This is a genomic window from Streptomyces sp. NPDC050534, assembly GCF_044457745.1.
Taxonomy (GTDB): Bacteria; Actinomycetota; Actinomycetes; order Streptomycetales; family Streptomycetaceae; genus Streptomyces.
Genome location: NZ_JBITHF010000018.1, coordinates 93020 through 107257, shown reverse-complemented (window position 1 = coordinate 107257; position 14238 = coordinate 93020). Strand labels below are relative to the sequence as shown.

General features: G+C 70.7%; 9 protein-coding genes and 1 pseudogene. 7 read left to right on the top strand and 3 right to left on the bottom strand.

The window, feature by feature from the left end; translation table 11 throughout:
- Window positions 1–9 precede the first annotated feature (9 nt).
- Window positions 10–243, top strand: coding sequence for a DUF6191 domain-containing protein (locus tag ACIBN2_RS41475; RefSeq protein ID WP_399142647.1), 234 nt, complete (start codon window positions 10–12; stop codon window positions 241–243).
- A gap of 7 nt (window positions 244–250) precedes the next feature.
- On the opposite strand, the gene ACIBN2_RS41470 is transcribed toward ACIBN2_RS41475, so the two are convergent.
- Together ACIBN2_RS41470 and ACIBN2_RS41465 are read right to left on the bottom strand one after the other, a co-directional pair.
- Window positions 251–1408: a PQQ-dependent sugar dehydrogenase gene (locus tag ACIBN2_RS41470; RefSeq protein WP_399142768.1), complete on the bottom strand. Its 1158-nt coding sequence runs from the start codon at window positions 1406–1408 to the stop codon at window positions 251–253.
- 136 nt (window positions 1409–1544) lie between these two features.
- A pseudogene (locus ACIBN2_RS41465) lies at window positions 1545–2544 on the bottom strand (aldo/keto reductase).
- Between the two features lie 75 nt (window positions 2545–2619).
- Here ACIBN2_RS41465 and ACIBN2_RS41460 point away from each other — a divergent pair.
- The 6 genes from ACIBN2_RS41460 (at window position 2620) to serA (ending at window position 12583) form a co-directional block, all read left to right on the top strand.
- Window positions 2620–3570: a 2-hydroxyacid dehydrogenase gene (locus ACIBN2_RS41460; protein ID WP_399142645.1), complete on the top strand. Its 951-nt coding sequence runs from the start codon at window positions 2620–2622 to the stop codon at window positions 3568–3570.
- Between the two features lie 462 nt (window positions 3571–4032).
- Complete coding sequence (locus tag ACIBN2_RS41455; protein WP_399142766.1) at window positions 4033–7008, top strand: EAL domain-containing protein; 2976 nt, start codon at window positions 4033–4035, stop codon at window positions 7006–7008.
- A 236-nt stretch (window positions 7009–7244) separates the two neighbouring features.
- On the top strand, window positions 7245–9098 hold the full coding sequence (locus ACIBN2_RS41450) for an acetolactate synthase large subunit (RefSeq protein WP_399142643.1): 1854 nt from the start codon (window positions 7245–7247) through the stop codon (window positions 9096–9098).
- 22 nt (window positions 9099–9120) lie between these two features.
- A complete protein-coding gene (gene ilvN, locus ACIBN2_RS41445) occupies window positions 9121–9645 on the top strand; it encodes an acetolactate synthase small subunit (protein ID WP_030942875.1) in 525 nt (174 codons plus the stop codon).
- Between the two features lie 117 nt (window positions 9646–9762).
- On the top strand, window positions 9763–10761 hold the full coding sequence (ilvC, locus tag ACIBN2_RS41440; RefSeq protein WP_399142641.1) for a ketol-acid reductoisomerase: 999 nt from the start codon (window positions 9763–9765) through the stop codon (window positions 10759–10761).
- A 232-nt stretch (window positions 10762–10993) separates the two neighbouring features.
- Entirely contained in the window at window positions 10994–12583 is a 1590-nt protein-coding gene (gene serA, locus ACIBN2_RS41435; protein ID WP_399142639.1) for a phosphoglycerate dehydrogenase, read from the top strand.
- A 68-nt stretch (window positions 12584–12651) separates the two neighbouring features.
- Here the strand turns inward: serA and ACIBN2_RS41430 are convergent, their stop codons facing one another.
- Window positions 12652–14169 carry an MFS transporter gene (locus ACIBN2_RS41430; RefSeq protein ID WP_399142637.1) on the bottom strand — a complete coding sequence of 506 codons (1518 nt, stop codon included), beginning with the start codon at window positions 14167–14169 and terminating at the stop codon, window positions 12652–12654.
- Window positions 14170–14238: the final 69 nt, after the last annotated feature.

Below are 14238 nucleotides of genomic sequence, written 5' to 3'. Positions count from 1 at the left end.
GGGGACACCGTGTTCAACGCCTTCGAGGAACTGTTCGCCCCGAGCCGCAAGCACACCCGCGACGAGCAGAAGCGACTGGAGCTGACCCGCGAGGACGTGGGGGACGCCGACCCCGGGCGCGGCCCGATAGACCTGGCGTCGGGGAAGGTCGTCGTACGGCGGCCGAAGGCCGAAGAGCCGGAGGAATCCGGGGAGTTGGGTGAGCCCGTCGAGCAGCAGGGGCCGGAGCCCGCCGAGGGGTGACCGTCGGCTACTTCACCTCCAGTTCCAGGATGCGGTCGTCGCCGCTCTTCGGGTCGCCGCGGCCGTCCGTGTTGCTGGTCGTCAGCCACAGCTTGTTGCCGCCCGCCGAGACCACCGTGCGCAGCCGGCCGTACGTGCCGGTGAGGAAGGCCTGCGGCTCGGCCGAGGCCACCGTGCCCTTCAGCGGGATGCGCCACAGGCGCCGGCCCTTCAGACCTGCCATCCATATGGAGCCCTCGGCGTAGGCGATGCCACTGGGGGAGGCGTCGTCCGTGTGCCACTGGGCTATCGGGTTCTGGTACCTGGAGTCGGACGACTTGCCCTCGGCGTCGGGCCAGCCGTAGTCGGCGCCCGGCTTGATCGCGTTCAGCTCGTCCCAGGTGTCCTGGCCGAACTCCGAGGCGAACAGGCGCTGTTTGCCGTCCCAGGCCAGGCCCTGCACATTGCGGTGGCCGTAGGTGTAGACGGGGGAGCCGGGGAACGGGTTGCCGGGAGCCGGGTCGCCCTCCGGGGTCAGCCGGAGGATCTTGCCGCCCAGGGACTTCCTGTCCTGGGCAAGTCCCCGGTCACCGCTCTCGCCCGTGCCGGCGTACAGCATCCTGTCGGGGCCGAAGGCGATGCGGCCGCCGTTGTGGATGTAGCCCTTGGGGATGCCCTTGAAGATCGTGTCCGGCGCGCCCAGTTGCTCGCCGGCCGGCTTCTTCGTGTCATAAAGCATGCGGACGATGCGGTTGTCCGAGGCCGAGGTGAAGTAGGCGTAGATCATGTGGTCCGAGGCGTAGTCCGGGGAGAGGGCGATGCCGAGCAGGCCGCCCTCCCCCGCCGGGGAGACTCCGGACACCTTGCCCAGCTCGGTCTTCTTTCCGGACGTCGCGTCGACCTTGGTGATCGTCCCCTGGTCGCGCGAGGCGACGAGCAGACTGCTGTCGTCGGGCAGCGGGGCGACGCCCCACGGGGTGTTCAGGCCCGTGGTCACCGTGCGCAGCACCTTGACCGAGCCCTTGGCGGGCGGGGCCTGCTCGGCGGACCGATCCGAAGGCGACGAGTTCGCGGTCGGGCTCCCCGCCCCCTTGCCGTCACCCGCGCCAGCGGATCCGTCGCCCCCGCCGCCGGAGGAACAGCCCGCCGTCAGCAGCAGCGCGGTCGCGGCCAGCACGGCCGGCACACCTCGTCGTAGCACGATCTTGGTCCCTTCGGGCGGCGGTCCAGCGGCAGGTTCGGCAGGTTCTACTTGTCTTACACCGCTCGCGCCCCGCAGGTTCCCGATCAACCGATCCCGTTCCGGGCCCGTCCGGGGCTTCTCAGTCCCAGGATCCCAGCGCTCCCGGCAGCCCCGCGACCTCCGCAAGGTCCCCGGGCGTCAGCCGCAGCGCCGCGGAGGCCGCGTTCTCCGTCGCCCAGCGTTCCTGTTTGGTACCCGGGACCGGGACGACGTGGCGCCCCTGGGACAGGACCCAGGCCAGGGCGACCTGGGCCGGGGTGACCTTGGTGCCGTGGCGGGCGGCGATGCGGCGCAGGCCCGCCACGATGGGCTGGTTCGCGGCCATCATCTCCGCGGTGAAGCGGGGGTGGCGGGCGCGGACGTCGTCCGGTTCGAAGCCCTCGCCCGGGGTGAGCGTGCCGGTCAGGAAGCCGTTGCCGAGGGGCATGGCGGCCAGGAAGCCGACCCCGCGCGCCTCGCACCACGGCAGCAGCGACTCGAGCGCCTCCGGCGACCACACCGACAACTCGGCCTCCACCGCGCTCACCGGGAACACCTGCTGCACACGCTTCAGCTGCCGGATCGTCGCGTCGTGCAGCCGCGTACCGGAGCGCCGGCCGCCGCGCGCGCCGACCGCGCACAGTCCCAGCGTCCTCACCTATCCCGGCCTGGACGAGCTCCGCCATCGCGCCCCAGGTCTCCTCGACGGGCACCTCGGGGTCCTCGCGGTGCAGCTGGTAGAGGTCGATGACGTCCGTCTGCAGGCGCCTGAGCGACGCGTCGCAGGCGCGCTTCACATAACCGGGGCGGCCGTTGGCCACGACATGCTGCTCGCCCACCAGCAGCCCCACCTTCGTCGACACGAAGGCGTCCTCGCGCCGCTCCTTCAACGCCCGCCCCACCAGCAGCTCGTTGGTGAACGGGCCGTACATGTCGGCGGTGTCCAGGAGCGTCGAACCCGCGTCGAGCGCCCGGTGCACCGCCCTGAGCGACGCGTCGCCGCGCTGCCGCGACCCGCTGTACGCCCAGCTCATCGGCATGCACCCGAGGCCGACGGCCCCCACCTCGAGCGCCCCCGCGCCGATCGTCCTGCGCTCCACCTGCTCGTGACCCTCCCTCTCCAGGTCCCCCAACCTAACCTCTGCGCTGTTGAGGGCCTGACATAGCCTCCTGACATGACTGCTGACGTGTGGCTTCCCATCCCGCCGGACACCATCGAGGGGCTGCCCGAGGGTCCGAACTACCGCTTCTGGGACGGTGCCGACGAGTTCCCCGCCGACCCGGCCGACTGCGCGTACTACGTCGTCCCCTATATGAAGCCCGGCGACGTGGGCGTGCGCCCCCTGCCCGAGTTGAGCGGCGTACAGGTGGTGCAGACCCTGTCGGCCGGCATCGACAGCCTGGAGCCCGGTCTGAAGCACCTGCGGCCCGGCGTGCAGGTGTGCAACGCGCGCGGGGTGCACGAGGCGAGCACCGCCGAGCTCGCGCTCACGCTGATCCTCGCCTCGCTGCGCGGCGTCCCCGACTTCGTGCGCGCTCAGGACCGCGGGGAGTGGTGCGGCGGGTTCCGGCCGGCCCTCGCGGACAAGAACGTGCTCATCGTGGGCTACGGCTCGATCGGTTCCGCCATCGAGGACCGGCTCGTTCCGTTCGAGGTGGCGCGCGTCGCGCGCGTCGCGCGCTCTGCCCGCACGACGGCGCGCGGTCCGGTGCATCCGCTCACCGAACTGCCCGCCCTGCTCACGGAAGCGGACGTGGTCGTCCTGATCACGCCCCTGAACGACGCCACCCGGCACCTGGCCGGCGCCGACTTCCTCGCGCGCATGAAGGACGGCGCCCTCCTGGTGAACGTCTCCCGCGGCGCGGTCGTCGACACCAAGGCCCTGCTCGCCGAGGTGGAGACCGGCCGCATCACCGCCGCCCTCGACGTCACCGACCCCGAGCCCCTGCCCCGCGAACACCCTCTGTGGCGCGCGCCCGGAGTCCTCATCAGCCCCCACGTCGGAGGCCCCACGTCCGCGTTCCTGCCCCGCGCCAAGCGGCTCCTCGTGGACCAGTTGACCCGGTTCGTGAACCAGGAGCCGTTGCGCAACGTGATCCTTACGACAGGTCCAACCGGCGCGTGACATCGGGGATTTCGAGCGTCCCGCGCGTGACCCACGCGACCGGCGCAGCAGGCGCGTAGTCCGTTTCCGGCACCCTCCGCAATCTTCCGGAAGCGGTCCGTGCTCACGTTCCCGCTGGTCGTCACGGAGCGTAGAGGAACTATGTCCCTGAGTGACGAGACTGGTGTATCGTCCGGAGCAGGGGCTGCGCCGCGCACCGTTCGGCGCCGGGGATGGACATTGCAGACTGTGAGGGGGGCGACGGGCGATGCACGGCCTATGGACGAGCGATCCGACGCGACGGGGCCGCCGATGGCGAGCCTGGCGTGCGGCCGCGTGCAGACGCGGTCACCACGGCAGTCACGGCTGCCGTCACAGCCACCACCTCGAGCAGAACGACCGCCGCAGGCGCGGACATCCGGCGCCCCGGGGTCCGTGGGACCCGGGAGCGGAGCGGACCAGGAGTGCCCGGTGAGCCCGCCGCTGCCTGTCGCGACCGCCTTCGACGGAGCGCTGCGGGCGCAGCCGTCGCCAGGGCCGCTGCTGCCCCGTCCGCCGTCCCTCGGCGACCGGCCCGGCCTGGTCAACCAACTCGTCCTGGCCCTGATCTGCGCGGGATACGCCGTCGGTTCCGCGCTCGACTGGGGTTCCGAAGAAGTCGCGCTGATCATGGGTGATTTCGGGCTGGCCGCCGCGGCGGCGACCGCCGCCGTGTCGCTCTTCCTGTACGCCCGCAGCCGCCGCATCCGCTTTCGACCCGCCTGGCTGCTGTTCGCCCTCTCCTCGGCGATGGCGGCCCTGGGCAACGCGGTCTGGGGATGGTACGAGGTCGTCCTGGGGGAGCAGGTACCCACCCCCAGCTATGCCGACCTGTTCTTCCTGTGCTTCGCGCCGCCCGCGATCGTGGGGCTCCTGGTGCTCGCCAAGCGCCCGGTGACCAAGGCGGGATGGGTCTGCCTGGCGCTCGACGCCTGGCTGATCGGCGGCTCGCTGCTCACCCTGTCGTGGAGCCTCGCGCTCGCCCAGGCGGCCAAGTTCGACGGGCCGAGCGTGGCGCACACCGCGCTGTCGCTGGCGTACCCGCTGCTGGACATCGCGCTGGTCAGCATGGTGCTCGCACTGCACTTCCGGCGCTCGGCGGTCAACCGCACCGCGGTCAACACCGCCATCGGCGCGCTCGCGCTGACCGTGATGTGCGACGCCCTGTTCACCTCGCCCCTGCTGCACAACAGCTACCGCTCGGGCCAGTTGCTCGACGCGGGCTGGTTCGCCGGCTCGCTGCTCCTCGCGTACGCCCCCTGGGCCGCGCCCCGGCCGGGGCAGCTGCCCGCGGAGGACGACGGGCACACACGCGTGGTGCACGAGCACCTGCCGGGCCCGCACGGCGGCACCCATCAGCACCACGGGGCGCCGCAGCAGGGCGAGCCCACCCGGTATCCGGCCGCCCGGCCCATCGCCGGCTCCCTGGCCGCCCTCACGCCCTATCTCGCCGCCGCCGTCTGCACGTTGGGGATCCTCTACAACGTCCTCAACGGCCGCAGCGTCGACCGCGTGGTGCTCCTGACCGGCGGCACGGTCGTGCTCGCCCTCGTGGTGCGCCAGGGCATCATGCTGCTCGACAACATCACCCTCACCCAGGAGCTGGCGCAGAAGGAGAACCACTTCCGCTCCCTGGTGCAGGGTTCCAGCGACGTCATCATGATCGCCGCGCCCAACGGCATCCTCCGGTACGTCTCCCCGGCCGCCGCCGGGGTCTACGGACGCCCCGCGGAGGACCTGGTGGGTACGGAACTGGCCAATCTCATCCACCCGGAGGACCTGGGCCGCGTGGTGCACGAGGTGCGCCGCTTCCTCGCCGCCAGCCCGCTCGAGGAACCCACTACGCGCATCGAGTGCCGCTTCCGGTCCGGCGGGGGAGGCTGGCTCAACGTCGAGTCGACCGTCAACCGCCACCACGGCGGCCTCATCTTCAACAGCCGGGACGTGACCGAACGGGTGCGCCTCCAGGCGCAGTTGCAGCACAACGCCGAGCACGACCCGCTCACCGACCTGCCCAACCGCGCCCTGTTCACCCGGCGCGTCCAGCAGGCTCTGTCCGGCCGCCGCTCCACCGACCGGGGCACGGCCGTGCTCTTCATCGACCTCGACGGCTTCAAGGCCGTCAACGACACGATCGGGCACCAGGCCGGGGACGAGCTGCTCGTCCAGGCCGCCCGCAGACTCCAGGACGCGGTCCGGAAGGGGGACACCGCCTCCCGGCTCGGCGGCGACGAGTTCGCGGCCCTGATCGTGGGGGACGGCACCCGCGACCGCTCCGCGCGCGAACGGCACATCCTGGAGCTGGCCGACCGGCTCAGGCACACGCTGTCGCAGCCCTACGTCATCGACGGCAACGATGTCCGGGTGGCCGCGTCCATCGGTGTGGCCTTCGCCGAACCGAGCCTCGGCGCGGGCGAGTTGCTGCGCAACGCCGACCTGGCGATGTACCGCGCCAAGGCGGCGGGCAAGGGCCGGGTCGAGCTGTACGCCCCGCAGATGCAGCAGGACGTCGTACGGAAGGCGGAGCTGGCCACGCGCCTGCGTGCCGCACTGCACGACGGCGAGTTCGCGCTGCTGCACCAGCCTGTCGTCTGCCTGGAGGACGGCCGGATCACCTCGGTCGAGGCCCAGGCGCGCTGGCGCTCCTCGCAGGGGGTGCTGTTCACCCCGGCCGAGTTCCTGCGCGTCGCCGAGGACAGCGACAGAACCGCCGAGCTGGGCCGCTGGATGCTGGAGGAGGCCGTCGAGCAGGCCGCCGAGCGCACCGGGACGGGGCTTGGCGTGCCGGTGGCGGTCCGGGTCAGTGCCCGGCGGCTGCTGGACCGGTCGATGCCGCTCGGCTCGATCGAGGCCCTGCTGACCCGGCACGGACTGCCGTCCGGATCGCTGGTGATCGAGCTGACCGACGCCGATCCGCGGATCTCCCTGGACGAGCTGGAGCGGCGGCTGGGCGCGCTGCGCAGGCTCGGCGTCCGGATCGCCCTGGACGGCTTCGGCAGCGGCCACGCGGCGATCACGGCGCTGCGCAGACTCCCCGTCGACGTGCTGAAGCTCGACCGCAGCCTGGTCGAGGGCGTCGTGGAGTCAGCGCGGCTGCACAAGATCACCAGCGGGCTGCTGCGGATCGCGAGCGATCTGGGGCTCCAGTCCCTGGCCGACGGCGTGGACCTGCCGGAGCAGGTGGTCGCGTTGCGCGCGATGGGCTGCACGCACGGGCAGGGCATGGCGTTCTCCGGTCCGCTGGACGAGTACCGGCTGCGCCGGGCGCTCAATTCCGGCCACTATCCCGTCCCGCACGGCCCGATCGAGCCGGTCTTCGCGGGAGGCGGGGCAGGGGTGTACACAGGTGGTGTCGCCGCTGTCCTGGGAGGCGGAAGTGCCCTCCGCTCACATAATGAGACTCCCGTCCCACCCACTTGACACGTGGTGTGCGCCGGGGGGAGGGTCTGTGCCATGCGCACCCGAATTCTCGTACTTGGAAAGCGCGTCGGCTGAGCTGGTGATGTCCGGATCGACCCGGAACTCCCAGCGACCACACCCGGCGCGCTCCCCTCGCTTGCCTTACGGCACGAGGGGTTTTTTGTTGCACAGGTGACCCCCGTGCAGCGCCCGAACACCGCACAAACCTCGCAAAAACCCTCAGCATCGAGAAGAGAATGCCGATGACCGAGCAGGCCACCGGGGCCCACCATCCGCAGCCGCGGCCCCGTTCCGGAGGACAGTCCGCACCCGAGCACGTCACGGGCGCGAAGTCCCTCATCCGCTCGCTCGAGGAGGTCGGGGCCGACACGGTGTTCGGCATTCCCGGCGGTGCGATCCTTCCGGCGTACGACCCGATGATGGACTCCACCCGGGTGCGTCACGTGCTGGTCCGGCACGAGCAGGGCGCCGGTCACGCGGCCACGGGTTACGCGCAGGCCACCGGCAAGGTCGGCGTCTGCATGGCGACCTCCGGCCCCGGTGCCACCAACCTGGTGACGCCGATCGCGGACGCGCACATGGACTCGGTGCCGCTCGTGGCGATCACCGGCCAGGTCGCGTCCAAGGCGATCGGCACGGACGCCTTCCAGGAGGCGGACATCGTCGGCATCACGATGCCGATCACGAAGCACAACTTCCTGGTCACCAAGGCGGAGGACATCCCGCGCGTCATCGCGGAGGCCTTCCACATCGCCTCCACCGGCCGCCCGGGCCCGGTCCTGGTCGACATCGCGAAGGACGCGCTGCAGGCGCAGACGACCTTCTCCTGGCCGCCCGTGATGGACCTGCCCGGCTACCGCCCGGTGACCAAGCCGCACGCCAAGCAGATCCGCGAGGCCGCGAAGCTGATCACCTCCGCCAAGCGGCCCGTCCTCTACGTCGGCGGCGGTGTCATCAAGGCACACGCCACCGCGGAGCTCAAGGTTCTCGCCGAGCTCACCGGAGCGCCCGTCACCACCACACTGATGGCGCTCGGCGCATTCCCCGACAGCCACCCGCTGCACGTGGGAATGCCGGGCATGCACGGTGCGGTCACCGCCGTCACCGCGCTGCAGAAGGCCGACCTGATCGTCGCCCTCGGAGCCCGTTTCGACGACCGCGTCACCGGCAAGCTGGACAGCTTCGCCCCGTACGCGAAGATCGTCCACGCCGACATCGACCCGGCCGAGATCGGCAAGAACCGTGCCGCGGACGTGCCGATCGTCGGGGACGCCCGCGAGGTGCTCGCCGACCTGATCCAGGCCGTCCAGAAGGAGCACAGCGAGGGCGGCAAGGGCGACTACAGCGCCTGGTGGAAGGACCTGTCCCGGTGGCGTGACACCTACCCGCTCGGCTACGACCAGCCCGAGGACGGCTCGCTGTCCCCGCAGCAGGTCATCGAGCGCATCGGGCAACTCGCCCCGGAGGGCACGATCTTCGCGGCGGGCGTCGGCCAGCACCAGATGTGGGCCGCGCACTTCGTCCAGTACGAGAAGCCCGCGACCTGGCTGAACTCCGGCGGCGCCGGGACGATGGGCTACGCGGTTCCGGCCGCGATGGGCGCCAAGGCCGGCGCGCCGGACCAGGCGGTCTGGGCGATCGACGGCGACGGCTGCTTCCAGATGACCAATCAGGAGCTCACCACCTGCGCCCTGAACAACATCCCGATCAAGGTCGCCATCATCAACAACGGCGCCCTCGGGATGGTCCGCCAGTGGCAGACCCTCTTCTACAACCAGCGCTACTCCAACACCGTGCTGCACTCCGGCCCGGGAGCGGACGGAAAGCAGCCGAGCGCCGGCACGCGCGTGCCGGACTTCGTGAAGCTGTCGGAGGCCATGGGCTGCTACGCCATCCGCTGCGAGCGGCCGGAGGACCTGGACAAGGTCATCGAAGAGGCGAACTCCATCAACGACCGCCCGGTCGTCGTCGACTTCATCGTCCACGAGGACGCGATGGTCTGGCCGATGGTCGCCGCCGGCACCTCGAACGACACGATCCTGGCCGCCCGGGACGTCCGCCCCGACTTCGGCGACAACGAAGACGACTGAGCGAGAGAGACGTAAAAAGATCATGTCCAAGCACACGCTCTCCGTCCTGGTGGAGAACACCCCCGGCATCCTGGCCCGGATCGCCGCCCTGTTCTCCCGCCGCGGCTTCAACATCGACTCGCTCGCGGTCGGCGTCACCGAGCACCCCGACATCTCCCGCATCACCATCGTCGTGGGCGTCGAGGACCTGCCGCTCGAGCAGGTGACCAAGCAGCTCAACAAGCTGGTCAACGTGCTGAAGATCGTCGAGCTGGAGCCGTCGCAGGCCGTTCAGCGCGAACTCGTCCTGGTGAAGGTGCGCGCCGACAACGAGACGCGCTCCCAGATCGTCGAGATCGTCCAGCTCTTCCGCGCCAAGACCGTCGACGTCTCCCCGGAGGCCGTGACGATCGAGGCCACCGGCAGCAGCGAGAAGCTGTCCGCCATGCTCAAGATGCTGGAGCCGTACGGCATCAAGGAGCTCGTCCAGTCCGGCACGATCGCGATCGGCCGCGGCGCCCGTTCGATCACGGACCGCTCGCTGCGCGCCCTCGACCGTTCGGCGTGACGATCAATCGGGCGGCCGGGTGACTCCGGCCGCCCGTATGGCGAGACCCCGAAACTTCCCTTCCGCCCGCCGTCATACGGTGGGACGCAACACCTGCACACAAGGAGAGAACCCAAAGTGGCCGAGCTGTTCTACGACGCCGACGCCGACCTGTCCATCATCCAGGGCCGCAAGGTCGCGGTCATCGGTTACGGCAGCCAGGGCCACGCCCACGCGCTGTCGCTCCGTGACTCGGGTGTCGACGTGCGTGTCGGTCTGCACGAGGGCTCCAAGTCCAGGGCCAAGGCCGAGGAGCAGGGCCTGCGCGTGGTGACCCCGGCCGAGGCCGCCGCCGAGGCCGACGTCATCATGATCCTCGTCCCGGACCCGATCCAGGCCCAGGTCTACGAGGAGTCCATCGCCCCGAACCTGAAGGACGGCGACGCGCTGTTCTTCGGTCACGGCCTGAACATCCGCTTCGACTTCATCAAGCCCCCGGCGAACGTGGACGTCTGCATGGTCGCCCCGAAGGGCCCGGGCCACCTGGTGCGCCGCCAGTACGAGGAGGGCCGCGGCGTTCCGTGCATCGTGGCCGTCGAGCAGGACGCGACCGGAGGCGGCTTCGCGCTGGCGCTGTCGTACGCCAAGGGCATCGGCGGCACCCGCGCCGGCGTCATCAAGACGACCTTCACCGAGGAGACCGAGACCGACCTCTTCGGCGAGCAGGCCGTGCTGTGCGGCGGTACGGCCGCGCTGGTGAAGGCGGGCTTCGAGACGCTGACCGAGGCCGGCTACCAGCCGGAGATCGCGTACTTCGAGTGCCTGCACGAGCTGAAGCTGATCGTCGACCTCATGTACGAGGGCGGCCTGGAGAAGATGCGCTGGTCCATCTCCGAGACCGCCGAGTGGGGCGACTACGTCACCGGCCCGCGCATCATCACCGACGCCACCAAGGCCGAGATGAAGAAGGTCCTCGCCGAGATCCAGGACGGCACGTTCGCCCGTGAGTGGATGGCCGAGTACCACGGCGGTCTGAAGAAGTACAACGAGTACAAGAAGCAGGACTCCGAGCACCTGCTGGAGACCACCGGCAAGCAGCTGCGCAAGCTGATGAGCTGGGTGAACGAGGAGGCGTAGGTCTCCGACGGACGGGGCCGGAGCGGACTGCTCCGGCCCCTTTGTCCAGCCCGTCGAATCACGGACGGGTGATCCTTCCGCGGAGGCGCAGGACGACCACCGCCGCGCCACTACACTGCCGTACTACATACGCGTCAGGCCCACAGCGTCGTGCGTCTTCCACGCGGCCACCAACCCTCCACCGCCTGCGGCCGTCGGGACGGCCGTCCGCAATGGACTTGTGAGGACTCACGTGAGCTCGAAACCCGTCGTACTCATCGCCGAAGAGCTGTCGCCCGCCACCGTGGACGCGCTCGGCCCCGACTTCGAGATCCGGCACTGCAACGGAGCGGACCGAGCCGAGCTGCTCCCCGCCATCGCCGACGTCGACGCCATCCTGATCCGCTCGGCCACCAAGGTCGACGCCGAGGCGGTCGCCGCCGCCCGCAAGCTCAAGGTCGTCGCGCGAGCCGGCGTCGGCCTGGACAACGTCGACGTCTCCGCAGCCACCAAGGCCGGCGTGATGGTCGTCAACGCTCCGACCTCCAACATCGTGACCGCCGCCGAACTCGCCTGCGGTCTCCTCATCGCCACCGCCCGCCACATCCCGCAGGCCAACGCCGCGCTGAAGAACGGCGAGTGGAAGCGCAGCAAGTACACGGGCGTGGAGCTCGCCGAGAAGACCCTCGGTGTCGTGGGCCTGGGCCGCATCGGCGCGCTCGTCGCCCAGCGCATGTCCGCCTTCGGCATGAAGGTCGTCGCCTACGACCCCTACATCCAGCCCGCGCGTGCCGCGCAGATGGGTGTGAAGGTGCTGTCGCTGGACGAGCTGCTCGAGGTCTCCGACTTCATCACCGTCCACCTGCCCAAGACCCCCGAGACCCTCGGCCTGATCGGCGAGGAGGCGTTGCGCAAGGTCAAGCCGAGCGTGCGCATCGTCAACGCCGCGCGCGGCGGGATCGTCGACGAGGAGGCGCTGTACTCGGCGCTGAAGGAGGGCCGCGTCGCGGGCGCCGGCCTGGACGTGTACGCCAAGGAGCCGTGCACGGACTCGCCGCTGTTCGAGTTCGACCAGGTCGTCTCCACCCCGCACCTCGGCGCCTCGACGGACGAGGCGCAGGAGAAGGCCGGTATCGCGGTCGCCCGCTCGGTGCGCCTCGCCCTCGCCGGTGAGCTCGTGCCGGACGCGGTGAACGTCCAGGGCGGCGTCATCGCCGAGGACGTCAAGCCGGGCCTGCCGCTCGCCGAGCGCCTCGGCCGCATCTTCACCGCGCTCGCGGGCGAGGTCGCGGTCCGTCTCGACGTCGAGGTCTACGGCGAGATCACCCAGCACGACGTGAAGGTGCTGGAGCTGTCCGCCCTCAAGGGCGTGTTCGAGGACGTCGTCGACGAGACGGTGTCGTACGTCAACGCCCCGCTGTTCGCGCAGGAGCGCGGCGTCGAGGTGCGGCTGACCACGAGCTCCGAGGCCACCGACCACCGCAACGTCGTCACCGTGCGCGGCACGCTCACGGACGGCGAGGAGGTGTCGGTCTCCGGCACGCTGGCCGGCCCGAAGCACCTCCAGAAGATCGTGGCCGTCGGTGAGTACGACGTCGACCTCGCGCTCGCCGACCACATGGTGGTGCTGCGGTACGAGGACCGTCCCGGTGTCGTCGGCACGGTGGGCCGCGTCTTCGGCGAGGCGGGCATCAACATCGCCGGTATGCAGGTCGCTCGCGCGGCGGCGGGCGGGGAGGCGCTGGCCGTGCTCACCGTCGACGACACGGTGGCCCCCGGTGTGCTGGCGGAGGTCGCCGAGGAGATCGGGGCCACGTTCGCCCGGTCTGTGAACCTGGTCTGACACAGCGGAACGAACGCCGGGCGGGCTGAGGAAACCTCAGCCCGCCCGGCTTTTTGTGTGCGTGACCGCTACTTGCCGGCCACGTGGATCCCCCGCAGTGCCCGTGCCGCGAGCACCGCCGCTGCCGCCAGGAGTACCGACCCTGCGATCGCCGCGCCCTGCATGCCGCTGGTGAACGCCTCGCGGGCGGCCGTCGCCAGGGCGTCTCCCGTGCGCACCGGCAGCTGACCCGCGAGTGCCAGCGCGCCGCCCAGGGTCTCGCGGGCCGCGTCCGGGGCCGTGGCCGGGATGTCGTGGCGGTAGATCGCCGTGCCGATGGAGCCGAGGATCGCCATGCCCAGGGCGCCGCCGAACTCCGCGCCGGTCTCCATCAGGGCGGCCGCCGAGCCGGCCCGCTCGACGGGGGCGCTGCTCAGGGCGAGGTCGGTGATCTGGGAGATGACCATGACGATGCCGGAGGCGAGGACGCCGCACGCGGCCAGGACCAGCCAGAGGGAGTCGGTGTCCGCGAGAGCCAGCATCGCGTAGCCGGCGCCGGCGATCGCGAAGCCTGCCGTCACGACGTGGGCGCGGCTGACGCCCTTCTGGACCAGTGAGGTCGCCATCGGGGCGGCCATGCCGATCGGCACCGAGGGGAGCAGCGCCCACAGGGCCGCCTCCATCGCGCTCTTGCCGAGCACCGACTGCAGGTACTGCGTGGTGAAGAAGGCGGAGCCCAGCATGCCGAACGAGGCGACGAGGTTGAGGACCACCGAGGGGGCGAAGCCGCGGCCGCGGAACAGCGCCGGGTCGATCATCGGTGAGGCCGTGGTGCGCTGGCGGTGGACGAAGAGGGCCGCGAAGAGCAGGCCGACGGTGATCGAGACGACGTACTGGGCGTGCCAGCCCTCGGACGGGATCTCCTTCAGGCCGTAGACGACGGGCAGTACGGCGGCCATCGACAGCGGGACGCTCGGCCAGTCGAAGCGGCCCGGGTTCGGGTCCCGGGACTCGGGGAGCAGGAACGGGCCGAGGAGCAGCAGCAGTGCCATCGCGGGCAGGTTGACCAGGAAGACCGAGCCCCACCAGAAGTACTGGACCAGGACGCCGCTCATCACCGAGCCGAGTGCGATGCCGGCCGTCATCACGCCGGACCACAGGCCGATCGCCTTCGCGCGCTGGCCGAGGTCGGTGAACATCGTGCGGAGAAGCGCCATCGTCGACGGCATCAGGGTCGCGCCGCCGATGCCCAGCACCGCCCGGGCCGCTATGAGGGTCTCGGGGCTGTTCGCGTAGGCCGCGACCAGCGAGGCGGTGCCGAAGGCGGCGGCACCGACGAGCAGCAGTTTGCGGCGGCCGATGCGGTCGCCGAGCGAGCCCATCGTCATCAGCAGGCCGGCCAGGACGAAGGCGTAGATGTCGAAGATCCACAGCTGCTGGGTGCCGCTGGGCCCGAGGTCCGCGCTGATCGCCGGGATGGCGAAGTACAGGACGGAGACGTCCATCGAGACCAGCAGCAGCGGGAGCATCAGCACGCCCAGTGCGGTCCATTCGCGGCGGCCGGCGAGCCGGGCCGGGGTTGTGGTGGTGCTCGTCGAGTTCGTCATGCCAGTGACTGTACGAGCGTCTTAAACGCCTGTCTAGAACGCTTGTATAAGTCATCCGTATGGGACGGT